Genomic DNA, 14,969 nt, shown 5'->3' with positions numbered 1-14,969 from the left:
GCGGAACCCTCCACCAATGAGACTTGGAGTTGCGTGCTCCACCGTCGCTCGGCTGTTAAGGACGCGGGCGGCAAACGGCGTCACGGTGCGGCATTGACGGCAGAGTTCCGACGGATAAAATAACAGGTAGCGGCATGATTCGGTGCCGCTCGGCACCATTAAAGCGCACTTCTAATCCGACGGCCGCAGGTTCGAATCCTGCCAGGTGCACCACATAACCACAGGTCACGGCACCTATAGCGCGCTACCGCCGCTGCGTCGCCAGTCTGCTGGGACCAGGGTGGGACATGCTGGGACCACGCTCGCGTGAGCCTCGGGCCGCACAGCCGCCCTCCCCCATCTCCACATCCGGGACGCGACAACCGACCTCGTGGCATCGAGCGGTTGAAGCCGATCAAGCACTTCGGCCGAGGCCCTTGCAAGGCCGACGGTTAGGCTGCGGCCATGCCGCCCTTCCACATCGTCGACGCCTTCACCGACACCCCCTTCGCGGGCAACCCGGCCGTGGTCGTCCCGCTGGACGGGGACTATGGGGACGGTTGGGCCCAGGCCGTGGCCACCGAGTTCAACCAGCCCGCCACCGCATTCCTGCGGCCACTGACCGGGGACGGCGACGCCGACTACGAACTGCGCTGGTTCTCCCCGAGGCAGGAACTGGCCCTGTGCGGACACGGCACCCTCGCCGCCGCCCACATCCTGACCCAGACCGGCGCCGCCGGGCCACTGCGGTTTCGCACCGGCGCCGGCATGCTCACCGTCGAGACCGGAGACGGCCGCCTCTGGCTCGACCTGCCCGCCAACCCGCCATTCGCCGCCGCCCCACCCGAGGGGGTCCTCGCGGCCATAGGCGCCCAACCCGCCTGGACCGGGCGCACCGGGCTGGGCGACGTCCTGCTCGCCTACGACACCGCAGCCGAGGTGCAGGCCCTGCGCCCCGACCTCGAATCCCTGGCCCGCGCCATGATCGGCCTGCGCGGGGTCATCGTGACCGCGCCCGCCGAGGACGGGGACGAGCACGCGTTCGTGTCGCGGTTCTTCGCCCCGACCGTCGGCAACCCCGAGGACCACGTCACCGGAAGCGCCCACACCGCACTCGGCCCCTACTGGGCCCAGCGCCTCGACCGCACCACGATGCTCGCCCGCCAATGCTCGCCCCGCGGCGGCACACTCGCGATCGAACTACCGCAGGAACCCCCCGACCGGGTGCGCATCGGCGGACCCGCCCTCACCGTCGCCTCAGGCCAACTCCACACATGAACCCCCGCGAACCACCACCGACATCGACCCTGGTCCTCAAGTGCTCACCGCCCACGTAGCGCCCCACCTCCAATAACGGACCATTAGCGGCGGTCAGGCTTCGTCGGCGGGACAGCGGTAAACGAGGAGGGGCCTACTCCTCCTCCGCCTCCCGCACCTGCCGCAGCCGATCTCCGGCCTCACCGGTGCGCCCATTCTGCGCCAGCCGCACGCCGAGGTTGACCATCGCGCCGGCGTTGCCGGCCTCGGCGGCGCGACGCCAATCTCGGACGGCACCAGGAAGATCGGGCGCACGGTCATCACCAAGGTCCGCTCGTCTGTTGGCAGCAACGTCAGGTGGCGCTGATCTACTCCGGCTCGAAACCGCTGCCCATGGGCATCCCGGGGCCGCGCCGCCGGCTGACCGGGACTGCTCCTCGAGGGGCGGGCCTCACGTGGACCGAACCTAGACTGCCACCCTCGGTGAGAATCCGACCCTTGAGGCGCAGACGCCTTGTCGAACATGCGTGCGGAATCGCTATTTATGGGGCACACTAGGATCGTATAACCCAACATATAGTGCCCACCCAGTTCGTTACGTTCCGCAGCCCCCTCTGAAGGGCCGGACAGACACCGCTTCGGCATCGCGTAGTGAGGAGCACCGCTGTTGGCCACCTTTTGCTCACCTCCTGCGCAACCGCGCAGTCGCGTGCGGCCAGCGACTTGCTGCCACAACGCCGACGATGTCGGTGTGGTCTGCGAGAGTCCCGCGTCGGACGATGTACAGCGGAGGGGCAGCCGGTGACGGGCGAACGGTTCCAGATCCTGTCGTTAGACGGCGGAGGACTGCGCGGCATGTTCTCCGCGGCTGTGCTCGCGAGATTAGAAGAAGCCTGCTGGGACCACGCTCGCCTCGACCTCGAGCCGCACAGCGATCGGCCCCTCCTCACCTCCACATATGGGACGCGGCAACCGACCTCGTGGCTCGCACCGACAGGTCCGAGCCGATGGCAGGCCGACGGTTAGTCTTCGGTCATGCCGTCCTTCCACATCGTCGACGCCTTCGCCGACACCCTTTTCGCGGGCAGCCCGGCCGTGCTCGACGAGCTCCTGCGCCCCCAGGCGCCGCACATGGCCCGCCGCCTGCCGCGGACGTCATCGCCGCGCTGGAGGAGCAGACGGTGACCGTGGCTGGAACCGAGGCCGCCGCCACCGTCATCGCCAGCCTCGCCCAGAGCCTGCGCACGCTGGAGCAGCGCGCCCGCATCGCCGCCGAGATCGAAGCCCTGCTGGAGGCCCACCCTCTTTCGGAGGTCCTGACCTCGATGCCCGGCATCGGGGCCAGGACCGGCGCGCGTCCTGATCGAGGTGGGCGACGGATCCGCCTTCGCCTCCACGGCCCATCCGGCCTCCTACGCGGGCCTGGCGCCGGCCACGCGGGCCTCGGGCAGCTCCATCAAAGGCGAGAACCCTGCCCGCAGGGGCAACAAGCAGCTCAAACGCGCCCTGTTCCTGGCCGCGTTCGCCTCGCTGTCCCATCCGCCCTCGCGGGCCTACTACGACCGCAAGACCGCCCACGGCAAGCACCACAACCAGGCCCTGCTCTGCCTAGCCCGCAGGCGCTGCGACGCGCTGTTCGCGATGCTGCGCGACGGGACGTTCTACCAGCCGCCCGTGGCCCAAGCGGCTTGACAAACCCATAGAAGCACCCCCCGGAGCAAACCACCTCGCCAGCCGGGCCATTTTTTCCACCCGGACATGAAAAAAATCAACCGCCCCCGAGAGCGAATCATTTAGGATGGCAACCTCCGGTTTATTTACTTTCTCCAAAAACCACCGCCGATTAACTTTTTTGTCTCATCTTTTTTGAACCCAAGATGCGGCGCCACCTCCTGTAATTCGTGCCACTTGTTTACACATTCTTCTTTGAAGATTGCCACCTTGTGCTTGACCTTTTTCCCGTCCTTCAATTCCAGTTCGACCGCCTGAAATCCACCGTGCTGGTACGCGGGACTCTGCGCCGGCACGAGAAATCGGATGCCCGATATCTCATCCAATGGGATCGATCTCCTTTTTTTCAACGAAGTCAGCGTCACCCCACTCAGATCAAGACGGAACGCATTTTTCCTGTATGCCACGACCCAAAAAATCGAGCGAATAAATCCTGCAACAGCAAAGCCAGCACCCATGACAATCGGACCTGCAACGGCACCACTATTGATGATCGCAATCACAGTAATTCCGACGCCGGGAACCAAGAGGGGGACAGCCGGCTTCCAGAGTAATTCTCTGATATTACACGGCTCGATCGAGAACTCAGCTTTTATTTCTCCCTCGATCAACACTTCTCATCTCCTCGCTTGGGGCGTCGCACTCGCCTGACTAGTACAAGGGGACGTTTGACAATCCGTTTGGGTAAACCGCATAAGGCGCTGTCTGGGAACTCTGTCCCCCTAGAGATTCCGTCGTTACTTTCGATGTAAAGTTGCTCCCAGCCATGGTACTCAAGTCCGCGATCCCATGCATCGCGGTTGTGTTCAATTTCGCATGGAAGGCCGCCTGTCGCTGCGTTAGCCCCCGCATGGCACCCCCCGTGTTCATAATGTTGCCCAAAGCTTCATTTGAAAATTTGGTCAAGTATTTTCCACCGAAGAATCCAAGCGCGGTTCCTGCAGCCTCGCCAGCTGCCTTCTTCCACTGCCCGTTCACCAGGTAGCCGGCCGTCTTCGCGGCACCACACGCGGCCCCGCCCCACGTTGGGATCCAGTCAGCACATGCTGCTATGCCTTTGCCCAACCAACTGTTTTCATTATTGACCATCTTGCCGATATCCTGGACGCCGTCCCAAGCGTCCTCATACCAGTGCTGGTCGGATTCGGCCTGCTGCTGGGCCTGCTCGGCGTCGCTGTACTCATGGGAGTTGTTGGCGTAGGGGTCCGGCGCGGGCCCGCCGCCGCCACCGCGACCACCACCGCCGCCACCTCCTCCTCCGCCACCGCCGCCACGGCCGTAGATGCTGTAGGTCGTGGTGCTGCGGCCGCTGCTCCGCGACCACCGCCACGTCGTGATCGTGTCCGACTCGTAGTCCCACCGCCTCGTGCTGGTGCGGTAGGGGTTGGTCCCGTAGTGCTTGAAGTTGTACTTGTACGTCTTCGTGACGCTGGCGCCGTTGCCGCGCTCCGTGGCCGTAATGCTCGCGGTGCCTCCGCCGATGATGCACACCCCTTCGGCTCCCGGACACAAGCCTGAGGCGTCGTTCAGCGTGACCGGGCTGTTGTTGGCATAGGAGTAGCCTTGCATCATCTGCGGATCCGCCGGATCCATCAGCGGATCGACCGAGGCGAACCGACCCAGCTCGGCGTCGTAGGAGCGCGCCCCGAGTTGTGTGAGGCCGACGTCCTCGTCGACGGTCCCGCCGACGAATCCCTTCTCCCCCGGCCAGGACCCGCTGCCGCTGCGCAGTTGCCCGAAGGCGGTGAACCGGCGCTGCTGCACCGTTCCCCACTCGGCATCGACCGCGATCTCGGGCGTGCCGTTGTGGTCGGAGAACAGCCAGTGCAGAGTGCCGTCGTTCTCGCGCACCGCCACGGTCTCGCCCGCATGCTCGTAGTAGCGCCTTGCCTCGGTGCCCTCGCCCGCGGTCCAGGTGACCTCCTGGCCGGGCAGGTACAGCGTCCACTCCCCGCCCTGGCGGCGGATCAGCCGGTCACCGCCAGGGCCGTAGACGAAGCTCGCACTGCCGGCGGCGCCCTGGACCGAGGCGAGGTTGCCCTCGGCGTCCCACGTCAGCTCCTGATCCCGGCCGCCGGTGCTGCGCGAGACCATGTTGCCCGCGGAATCGTAGTCATAGGTCGAGGTGGTCTCCTCGCCGCCGGAGGGATCAGTGCCCTCCGACGTCTCGCTCACCTCGGCCACACCGTGGGCCGGCCCCTCTCCTTCTGCGGGCGGGGTGTAGGTGGAGAGCGTGTTCCCCGAGGACGTATGGGCCGTCTTCGTGGCCCGGTTGCCGACCGCGTCGTAGGTGTAGGAGTTCCAATACGGCGCCGGCCCGCCGAGGCTGCCGGTGGCGGGCTCCGCTGCGCACGCGCTTTCCCCGGTTTCGTTCGGTGTCCAGGCGTCGGTGAGGCGGCGCTGGTGGTCGTAGTCGAAGCACTGAACGTCGGAGGACCGGGTCTCGTCGGTGGGTTTGTCGCGGATGGAGAGGACGTTGCCGGCGTCGTCGTAGTCGTAGTGACGGCCGGTGAGCGACCCGTCGCCGTTCTGGTGGACCAGGCTGGTCATGGACAGGCGGTCGGTGGCCTCGTCGTAGTCGCGGGTCACCCAGGTCTTCTCCGCACCGATCGCGCCGCGGGTGAACTCGCGCTGGGCCAGGTCGCCGAGCTCGGTGTAGACGGTCTCCCCCACGATGTCCTGGCGAGCGGAGAGTTCGACGGGTTGGCCGAGGTCGTCGTAGAACCGGCTGACGACTTCCCCGGAGAGGTCACCGGCCGCCGGCATCCTCGTACTGCGCTGGCTCCCGTCCGGGTTGTAGGCGTGCATGTACCGGTAGGTGCCAGCCAGGCCCTCCTCGGACTCGGGAATCTCGATTTCGCTGCGCACCTTGCGATACATCCGGTCGTAGTAGAGCACTCGATCGGTGTAGGCGTCGCCGTCGACGTAGCGGGTGGAGGAGGTGAGCTGGCCCTTCTCCAGGGTGTCGTAGACCCATTCCGCGCGCAGCGTGCCTTGGGCGGAGTCGTCGCGCAGTTCGGTTTTGCGGCCGAGCGCGTCGTAGGTGGTGTGCAGCGTCTGCCCGCGCGCGTCGGTGGTGGTGGTCAGTTGGTCGGCGGCGTCGTATGTGTAGGTGGAGGCTCCGGTGTCGGGGTCGTCCACCTGGGTTTTGCGGCCGCGCAGGTCGTAGGTGTAGTCCCAGGTTGCGCCGCTGGGGTCGGTGAGTGTGGCGATCTGGTCGTTCTTGGCGTAGGTGTAGGTGGTGGCGTCGTAGGCGCCTTCGGGTGTGTTGCCGTGGTGCTTGCGCAGTTCGACGGTGCGGCCGCGGGCGTCGGTGATGGTGGTGGTGGCGGTGCCGCCGTCGGGTTTGGTGACCTTGGTGCGGTCGCCGAGGTGCTGGGTGGTGGTGCGCCACTGCTCCTCGCCGCGGGAGACGTGGAGCTGGTCGGTGACGCGGCCGGCGCCGTCGTAGATCGTCTCCGTTTGGCGGGGGATCTCGTCGTCGTTGTTGACGACGAACAGCTCGCCGGAGGGGTCCTGTTCGTTGTAGTAGGCGTCGCGTTCGACGACGGCGTTGCCGCGGGAGTCGTGGAAGGTGTCGGTGACGCGGCGGCCGGTGCCGGTGGAGGGTTTCTGGGTTTGGCGGGGGCGCAGGAGCCCGTCGTAGATCTCGTAGGCGGTGGTGTAGCCGCCGTTGGGGTTCAGCGCCGTCGTGGTGACCACCGCTGGGGCGTCTTTGGAGACGTCGTAGGTGAACTCCATGCTCGGGCTGTCGGTGAATGTGTCCTTGGGCCGGTCGGCCAGCCACACTTTTTCCAGGCGGCCGAAGGCGTCGTAGGCCAGGCTGGTGGTGTTGCCGTTGGCGTCGGTCGTGGATGTCGCCTTGGCGCGCACGTCGAGGGTCTCGGTGGTGGTGTGGCCCGCGGGGTTGGTGGTGGTGGTCTCCGTGGCCGTCCCGCCGGCGATCGCTTGGGTGTGGTCGGTGGTGGTGGTATTGCCCAGCGCGTCGGTCTCGCTCACCGCGCGGCCGTAGTCGTCGTAGGTGGTCTCGTTGGTGGTCTGATACTGCGCGTCGCCGCCGGTGTAGTCGGCGACCCGCTGCTTCGCGGTGGGCATTCCGCGGGTGGGTGCGTCGCCGTAGTCCTGGCCGTCGTAGAGGGTGCGGTTGTCGCTGACGACGTCGGCGGGCCGGTCGGCCTCGGCTGAGCAGCCGACGTCCACGGTTTCCTTGCGCGCCACCGTGTCCAGCAGCCAGGTGTCGGTGTTGCGGGCATAGGTGGTGCGGGTGCACCGGTCGTCGCCCGCGTCGTCGACGTCGCCCTGGTCGTCGGTGCGAATGACGTAGCCGTACTCGTCGAAGTGGTTGACGGTGCGGGTGGTGCGCCACCCCTCCTGCAGGGCGGTGTGGGTCTCGGTCTTCTTGGTGCCGCTGAGGTGGGCGCGCCGGGTGCCCCAGTCGTAGTCCCGTTCGGCGGTCTGCTTCTTCCACGGGGTGGTGACGGTGGTTTCGACGGTGTCGCCACCCTCGCCGTTGCGGGTGATGACCTCGCGGGTGGTGCCGTTGAAGGCCTCCTGGTCGGTGACCGTGTCGCCGCGGGAGTCGGTGATGGTGACCGAGCGTTCGCCGTCGGGCTGGTGGTCGCCATCCATTCCGCGGTAGAAGAGGTGCTCGGTTTCGGTGCGGGTCGCATCCGGGTGGCCGGTGCGCACCGTCACCTCCTCATAGCCGCGGAAGATGGACCATGTCTTGCGGTCCTCGGGGGTGATGCCGTCGGGCTTGTCGTAGGCCCATGCGGCTCCGCCCTGGTAGTCGTAGGAGGTGATGACGTCGGGCTGGTCGGCCACCAGGTCCATCTCGACGGTCTGGGTGACGACGTACTTGTGGAACCAGTCGGTGAGCTCCTGCTCGCCTTCCGGGGTCCAGATCACCGGGTAGCACCGCTGTGTGTTGGAGTGCGGTTCTGGGGTGTCGTCGGGTTGGCACTGGGCGTCGGAGTAGGAGACGTCGATCTGGCCGCCGGTTTCGGTGTAGACGGCGGTGATGCGCCACTTGTACATCGGCGCGAGCCCGTCGTCGCGGGCATCCACCCGGTTCTGCAGCGGGGTGCCGTTGAAGGTGACCGAGGGGTAGGTCTGGGGTTCGCCGCCGCCGGTGTGGGCGGTGTGGGTGATCTCCTCCAGCCACAGCGCCGGGTCGGTGCCATCGCCCGGATCCGGGTACTTGTGGTCCAGTTGCCAGGAGTCGACCGTCTGGTAGCCGTCGCCGTCGTGGACGCGGGTGGTGACCTGGTCGAGTTTCTTGGTGGAGAAGAACGCCGGGCTGTGATTGCCGGTGCAGTCCTCACTCGAGCCGCATTCGCGGTCCAGGGGCACGTCGGGCCAGTGCTCGGCGTTGGCCTCCTTCCTCTTACCGGGGGCGCAGTCGAAGTCGTCGGTGGGCAGGCACCGCTCGCCGACTTCGAACTTCACCTGGGCCGGAGCGGTGGCGAAGGGATCGTCCTCACGCAGGCCGTAGTCGATGCGCTTCAGGTAGCCGCCCCGGTCATAAGGCGTGGCCTCGGATTCCAGGTTGCGGCCGTAGTGGTTGGTCTCCTGGCCGTAGTGGAAGGCCATGGCGTTGCCGTGGGCATCCACCACATAGTCCAGGTTCCATTTGTAGGCCTGCTGGCACCAGGAGTCGGCGAAGTCCTCGGCGTTGCAGGGCTCGCCCGCATCGTCGCCGTAGACCGGCGCGGTCAGCGCCGAGTTCGTGGTGGAATCCCCCTCGGACCAGCCGGGCAGGCGGTTGCGGCCGAAGAAGTACCGGGTGCCGTCGGGGACGGTGAGTTTCCAGTACTCACCGTTGTTGTCGCCGTTGGTGGTGCCGCTCAGACGCTCGATTTTGGAACCGTCGTCGTCCTTGAGGTGCCACGTGCCCTCATCGTCGATGATCAGCTCGGTGGAAGTCCCGTTCAGCGACAGGGTGGCGTTCTGGCGGGCCCAGCACTGGTCGGCCGCATCGTGGCCAGCGTCGGTGCACAGCTCGTAGCGGCGCTCGATGTAGCCGGGGTCGTAGGAGAAGCCTTCCCCGAGCCAGGAGGTCTGATTGTTGGAGGAGGCGGTGCGCCCGTCCACGCTCTGAGAGGAGTAGCCCAACGCGATCTTGGGCGTAAGGTCGCCGGCCACGGGAGGTGCCGCCATGGGATAGGACCAGGAGAATCCGCCGGTCTGGGTGCCGATGTTCCATTCGGCCGAGGGTTGGAGTTTGGTGGCCGAGTAGTCGCCGGTGCCGCCCTCGCTCTCGGTGTTGGCGGCCACCGCCAGCAGGGTGCCGTCGCCGCCGGTGGCCGGGGCCGTGGCTGAGAGCGTCTGCGCATCGGTGTCGTTGACCGCGTCCAGATCGACCGATCGCACACAGTCCTCACCGGTATCGGTGCAGCCGTCGAGGGCGACCAAGTCCAGGCGGGATCCGTAGTCGCCGCCGAAGGCCGAGGCGAAGTCGGCGTAGTTCACCCCCACCTGCACCGGAGCCGCCCCCTCTGCTCCGTCGGTGCGGGTAAGCCGCAGCAGCAGCCCGTCCACGCCAAGGCGCCGCGCCTGCTTGCGGTCCAGCACCTCCAGCTCGGCTTCCTGCACCTGCGTATCAGCCTCGTCCTCGGGCTGCGGGGAGGACGTGGGGGGCGGCGGCGTGGGCGTGGGTTGCGGCTCCGGTGCCGCAGAAGGCGACGCCGATGGCGCGGCCTCGGACGGCGCCGGAGAAGCGCTCTCCTGCGGAGTCGGTTCCGCCGAGGGAGTCGGCGGCACGGGCGAGCCGGTTTCTTCGGGCTGGGCCGGAACCGGGCGCTCGTCGGCGGGCACCGGGCCCGCGCTTCCCGGGTGTTCTTGCGGGCGCGGGTCGGTGTCGTCGCCTCGGCCGGGCCCCAGCGGCGATTCCCAGTTCTTGCGGACGTCGTCGGTGGCCGGCCCCAGCGACACCGGCCGGTCGTGGTTTTCGCCGGGTGCGGTGAAGTCGCGCGCCTGCGCCTGGGCGCCCTCGCCCTGCTCCAAGGCCACGGTGGCCGGCTCGGGCCAGGCGGCCTGCTCCAGCCGCTTCATAGCCGCCTTGTCGACCGCGTCATTCGTGTCGTCGGCGGCGTCGGCGGCGTCGGCGGCGAAGGACTCCCCCGCGACGCTGGCCTCATCGTCGACTCGCGGGCGGTCGTTGACCTGCAGCGCCGAGGCCGGCATGACATTGAGCAATCCGGCCACGACGACCCAGGCCGTACCCATCGACAGGAGGCGCTTCAGACGCCGTCGGGTCCACAGCCTCGTTTTGCCGTCGATGGCCTCCGCGGGGGGTGTCACAGGATCGGGAACGGTGCCCGGGGCGTGGGGGTCAGACACGTGCAGCCTCCACCCGGCGGCGCGGCGCGCCGCAGGGATCGCTCAGGGGATTGACGGGGGTAGCCGGAGCGGGCGCTCAGGTCAATTGCTGCGGCAGGACGCCGAAATAGATCTCACTGATGGCGTCCTCGTCGAGCACGCCCTGGTACAGGTGGACGTCGGAGACCTGGCCGGAGAACAGGTCGTCCTCCCCCAGCCGCCAGGCGCGGCCGATGACGGTGCCGTTGCCGGCGTGCCAGGGGGTGGTCCATTCGCCGGTGGTCTGCTGGGCCACGCCGTCGACGTAGAGCGTCAGGCGCTTGCGGGTGTAGTCGAACGTGGCGGCGATGTGGGTCCAGCGGCCGAACTGCGCGGGATTGTCGGATTTGGCGCGTGACCAGGGGCCTGCGTCGGTCCCGGCGGCGTCGGCGGCGGTGGTCTCCAGGACCCATTTGTCGTCGAAGCCGGACTGGTGACCCAGCAGGAACCCCGATTGCTGGGCGCCGGCCTGGGAGACCATGGTGCCGTTGCCGGTGGCCTCGTCCAGGCGCACCCAGGCGGCGGCGGTGAAGCTGCGGTCGGTGCGCACTGCCGAGTCGGCGCGGATGTGCTCGCCGGCGCCGTTGAAGGTCACGCCCGGTGCGCCGGTGACGGTGTTGAGGGCGTTGTTCCAGGCGGTGGCCGGGTCGGCGTCGAGGGTTCCGTCGACGCCGTGGTCGGAGGAGTCGGCCACGGCGGTGCCCTCGGTTTCGTTCAGGCGCCAGCGCGCTTGCAGCAGGCCGGGCTCGTTGGCCAGGTGCCACGGTTCGGGCGCGACGTCGGACTCCTCGGGCTGGTCGCCGATGACGACCCGGTCCCACACGCGCACCTCGTCGACGGCGCCCTGCCATGGGGCGCTGGTGTTCTCTTCGAACCGGCCGCCGCCCACCACGAGCGGGCCTTGGGCCTTCCACGGATTGTCGATGGGTTCGGTGATCTGCTGGGCCACCCCGTCGACATAGAGGATGGCGCGGTTGTGCTCGGGGTCGAAGGTGCCCAGCAGGTGGGTCCACGCCCCCAGCTTCGGGGCCTCGTCGGAGACCGCGCGGGTCCAGCCCGAGGCGCCGTAGGCATCGGCGGAGGGCAGCTTGAACACCCAGCGGTCCAGGTCGTACGTGGCCTGGTAACCCAGGTGGAAGCCGCTGTGCACGTCGCCGTCCTGCGAGACGGCGGTGCGGTTGCGGGAGTCGTCCTCCAGCTTCACCCACGCCGAGACGCTGAACGCCCCGGAGGTGTCGACCACCGGATCCTGGGTGATCATGCGGGGGCCGGAGCCGTCCATGGACACGGCCGTGGACTGGGTCCGGTATCCGGAACCGGATCCGGCGCCGATGCGCCCGCGTGCCCACTCGACGGCGCCGTCGGCGGTGGCGCTGCGCTCGGTTCTGGTGTCGGCGGCCGTGGTCCCGCTGCCCTCGCTGAAGGGGAAGTGCGCGACGGACTCACTCGCCGGGGCGACGGTGAAGGTGTAGACGAGGCGGCACTCGGAGGAGTTGCCGGCGGCGTCGGTGGTGCGGGCGTGCACCAGGTTGGGGCCGTCGCGGCGCGGGGTGACCTCGGCGGTCACCGTCCCGCCCGGCTCGTCGGGGGTGAGTTCGGTGGAACAGGAGTCGTCGTTGAGGCTGTAGTGGTAGGCGACGGCGTCGGTGACTCCGTTGTTGGTGAAGGTGAAGGCGCCGGTGGCGCCGACGGCGCCGGCCTGCTGATCTCCGGCCGGGTAGTCGGTGGAGGTGACCTCGGGCCCGGATTCGGGGTTGGAGGTGTCCACCGTGAGCCAGCACCAGTCCGACCGCTGCGACCAGTCCTGGCCGTCGCGGGCGAGGGCCCGGTAGCCGATCAGTTCGCCTTCGGGCAGGCCGGTGATCGTGGCTGTGCGGTAGCTGCCGTCGGGGTATTCGGCCACGTCGGCGTAGGCGGTGTCGACTTCGCCCTGGCGGCTGCCTTCACCGTTGAGCCACCAGGCGAAGCGCAGCATGGTCTTCTGCCCGGTGTGCTTGGAGTCGTAGTCGCGCACGTAGCCGCGCAGCCGGGTCTCGGTCTCGTTGATGATGCGGGGCTGGTCGCGGTCGGTGGCGCACATTCCGCCCTGCGCGTCCGACATGCGGTCCGTCTGGGGCTGCTCGGGCTGGTTGTTGTAGGAGATCACCAGCTTGGGGTCGTTGGCGAAGCGGCGCCAGTCGTGGTTGTTGCCCGAGCGGGTCTCGTTGCCGAACAGGCCCAGGGTGACGCTGTTGTTGTCGGCGTCGGCCGCCGAGCGGTAGGCGGTGGTGGCATCGAACTCCACGCCGGAGCCGCCGCAGCCGGGCCGGCCCTTGTCGACGTTGACGGTGTCCTGCTTGCCGTACTTGCCGGGCTGGGTGTTCCAGGTGGTCTTGGCCCGACTGAGAAAGGAGACCCGCCAGAGTTCGAAGGTAGCGTCGGTGCAGCCGAAGGCGTGGGTGACCTCCATGCGCAGGGTGGCCGAGTGGATCTCGGTGCGGGAGCGCTTGGTGCGGTTGGCCACGTGGAATCGCCAGAAGGCGCGCTTGGTGTTGCCGTACTGGGGCTCGTATCCCACGCCGGTGTCGTCATCGGAGGAGTTGAAGTAGTTGGCGCCCGGGTACTGCCGGTTGACGTAGCCCCACGCTTGGCGCGCGACCGAGACCGAGGGATCGATATAGACGGGAAAGCGGGTGTCCTCATCAGCCAGCATGGCGGCGTCGGGGCGCAGCCGCAGGGTGTCGCCGGCGAGTTCGGTGTCGACCTTTTCCACGCGCGCCCCGGCCTGGGGAAAGACGGCCTGGCTGCGGGGGCTGAGCTGCTCCTGCCCGGCGCCGGACGAGGAGTCCCACATGGTGGGTGCGGGGGCGGTGAAGACCGTGCCGCCGCCCGCGTCTTGAGCGTTGAGGTTGCCGTGGTCGTCGCGGCCCATGTCGACACCGCGGGTGCCCAGCGCCAGCTCCAGCTGTTCCAACCGCTCGTTCTGGGCGGCCTCGGCGGTGTGGACCACCAGCACCTGGGTGAAGCCGTCCACCCCCGCGGTCAGCACGAGGTCCACATCGGGCAGCACGTCGGCGTAGGTGGCCTGGTTACCTTCGATCCCCGGTTCGGGCAGTTCACCGGGCCAGTCCAACGACACGTCCTTGGAGCCGATGCCCACCCGGGCCATCGGCACGTCGGTGCCGCCGCCGGAGAAGGCGAGCTCGGCGGGGGCCGCCTTGGGCTGCACGGTTCCGTCGCCGACCTCGGCCAGATCCGTGTCGACCGACTCCCACCCCTGGCCGGTGCGCACCCGCTGGGGCACCGGCGAGGTCTCCATGGTGAAGGTGCCGTCGGGCTCGGCGAAGACCTCGGTGGTCTCGGTGGTGGCCTCCTCCACCGCGACCCGCTCACCGGACGATTCGGCCTCGGCCTGGGCCTGGTCTTCGGTCGGCGGATCGCCCGGCGGCGGCTGATCGACGGGATCGGCCCCGGCCGGGACGGCGCTCAGCAGAGCGGCCAGGACGGCAGCCGCCGTCCCGGCCGCACCCGCACGGAACGTGCGCAGCACAGACTCACCCATTCTGCATTCGGGGGATGTCCGCCCGGCGATGGGTACTCCGGACGGAGGCGATCAAGCGCGGCGCCGATTAGAACGGCTTATGAACAGTTGGCGCAACCACCGTCACCAGGAGCATCTGGAATCGCTCCCGGCGCACTGGGTGGCAACGGCGGACTGTGCGCTGCAAACCTGGGAATCGCCTGAGTTTCCCCTGGGAGAACGACTTCGGGGGCATAACAGTGATGGCCGGACACGGCCACTTATCTTGACCATCGGGGCACATACAGGGGTAATCGCGTCAAGCCAGGTCAAGCAACGTAAGAAGCCCAGGGAGCAGCCGATCGCAGTCGACTCTGCGGGCACTCTCCGAACGCGGAGCGCCAGAGTCGATGCCAGCGGCTATTTGAGGAGTGCCAGTAGATGGACGGGGGTATATCCGACTTCTGGTACTCACACCGGCAGTTCGACGCAGGTGAGACAACGGCTTCCCTGATACCTGCCTCACTCCAGCGTCACCGCGTGCGGAAAGACCGGGAGACGGCCTTACACCGATCGGCTACGCAGGCAGCGCCGGGTCAAGCGAAAACTGGTGCTCCCGCGAGGACCTCGAGGTGTTCACCAGCGGCTCGTCACACCGCCGGCCGGCCCACCGGCTTCGCGTCATCGGCATCAACGCCGCGACCATCCGCGAGTTCGCGCGGCAAACCGTGCTTCCTACCACGCCCCGGTCACGGGCCACACCTTCGACGGTTCGGCCGGCAGGGCGGCCAGCAACCACGTGAGGCATCGGATTCATTTCGGCGGAGGGGATGGCCCGGGCGATCTCCCCATCCATGCCATCGCCATACACGGGATTCCGCCTACTGCTAGGGGTAGCCGAGCTGGCGGACGACCGGTCGCGCCGCAGCAAGGAGTCCCACTGGCCCCCGATATGTTCCCGTTAGCGGCGGTCAGCCCTCGTCTGCAGGACAGCGGTACACGGGGAGGGCCCTACTGCTCCTCCGCCTCCCGCTCCCTCGGCAGCCGGCCTTCGGCCTCACCGGTGCGCCCGTCCTGTGCCAGCAGCACGCCGAGGTTAAACATGGCGCCGGGGTGGCCGATGTCGGCGGCGCGGCGGTACCAG

The 14,969-nt window shown here is 68.0% G+C and carries 5 protein-coding genes and 1 pseudogene; 3 read left to right on the top strand and 3 right to left on the bottom strand.

Translation table 11 applies throughout. From position 1 onward, the window contains the following. Positions 1-444 precede the first annotated feature (444 nt). The 3 genes and pseudogenes from LP52_RS21755 to LP52_RS28530 all read left to right on the top strand — a co-directional run. Positions 445-1,257 (top strand): PhzF family phenazine biosynthesis protein, encoded by an 813-nt coding sequence (locus tag LP52_RS21755; protein WP_040276234.1) that lies wholly within the window; start codon positions 445-447, stop codon positions 1,255-1,257. Positions 1,258-2,271: 1,014 nt separating this feature from the next. Further along, entirely contained in the window at positions 2,272-2,421 is a 150-nt protein-coding gene (locus tag LP52_RS28075) for a hypothetical protein (protein WP_202966154.1), read from the top strand. Beyond that, positions 2,382-2,928, top strand: a pseudogene (locus LP52_RS28530) (transposase); the annotation flags it as partial. The gene LP52_RS28075 and the pseudogene LP52_RS28530, both read left to right, overlap by 40 nt. A 125-nt stretch (positions 2,929-3,053) precedes the next feature. On the opposite strand, the gene LP52_RS27475 reads toward LP52_RS28530, so the two are convergent. The 3 genes from LP52_RS27475 to LP52_RS21735 all read right to left on the bottom strand — a co-directional run bounded on the left by LP52_RS27475 (position 3,054) and on the right by LP52_RS21735 (position 13,855). Beyond that, positions 3,054-3,581 carry a hypothetical protein gene (locus tag LP52_RS27475; protein ID WP_157036433.1) on the bottom strand — a complete coding sequence of 176 codons (528 nt, stop codon included), beginning with the start codon at positions 3,579-3,581 and terminating at the stop codon, positions 3,054-3,056. 37 nt (positions 3,582-3,618) lie between these two features. Next, the gene (locus tag LP52_RS21740) at positions 3,619-10,308 is read right to left on the bottom strand and encodes an RHS repeat-associated core domain-containing protein (protein ID WP_157036432.1); all 6,690 of its coding nucleotides are present in this window, start codon (positions 10,306-10,308) and stop codon (positions 3,619-3,621) included. Between the two features lie 76 nt (positions 10,309-10,384). Next, positions 10,385-13,855, bottom strand: coding sequence for a LamG-like jellyroll fold domain-containing protein (locus tag LP52_RS21735; RefSeq protein WP_040276300.1), 3,471 nt, complete (start codon positions 13,853-13,855; stop codon positions 10,385-10,387). Positions 13,856-14,969 lie beyond the last annotated feature (1,114 nt).

The organism is Streptomonospora alba (assembly GCF_000826685.1).
Classification (GTDB): domain Bacteria; phylum Actinomycetota; class Actinomycetes; order Streptosporangiales; family Streptosporangiaceae; genus Streptomonospora; species Streptomonospora alba.
The sequence above is the reverse complement of the archived record's forward strand: the minus strand, read 5'-3'. Positions and strand labels throughout refer to the sequence as shown.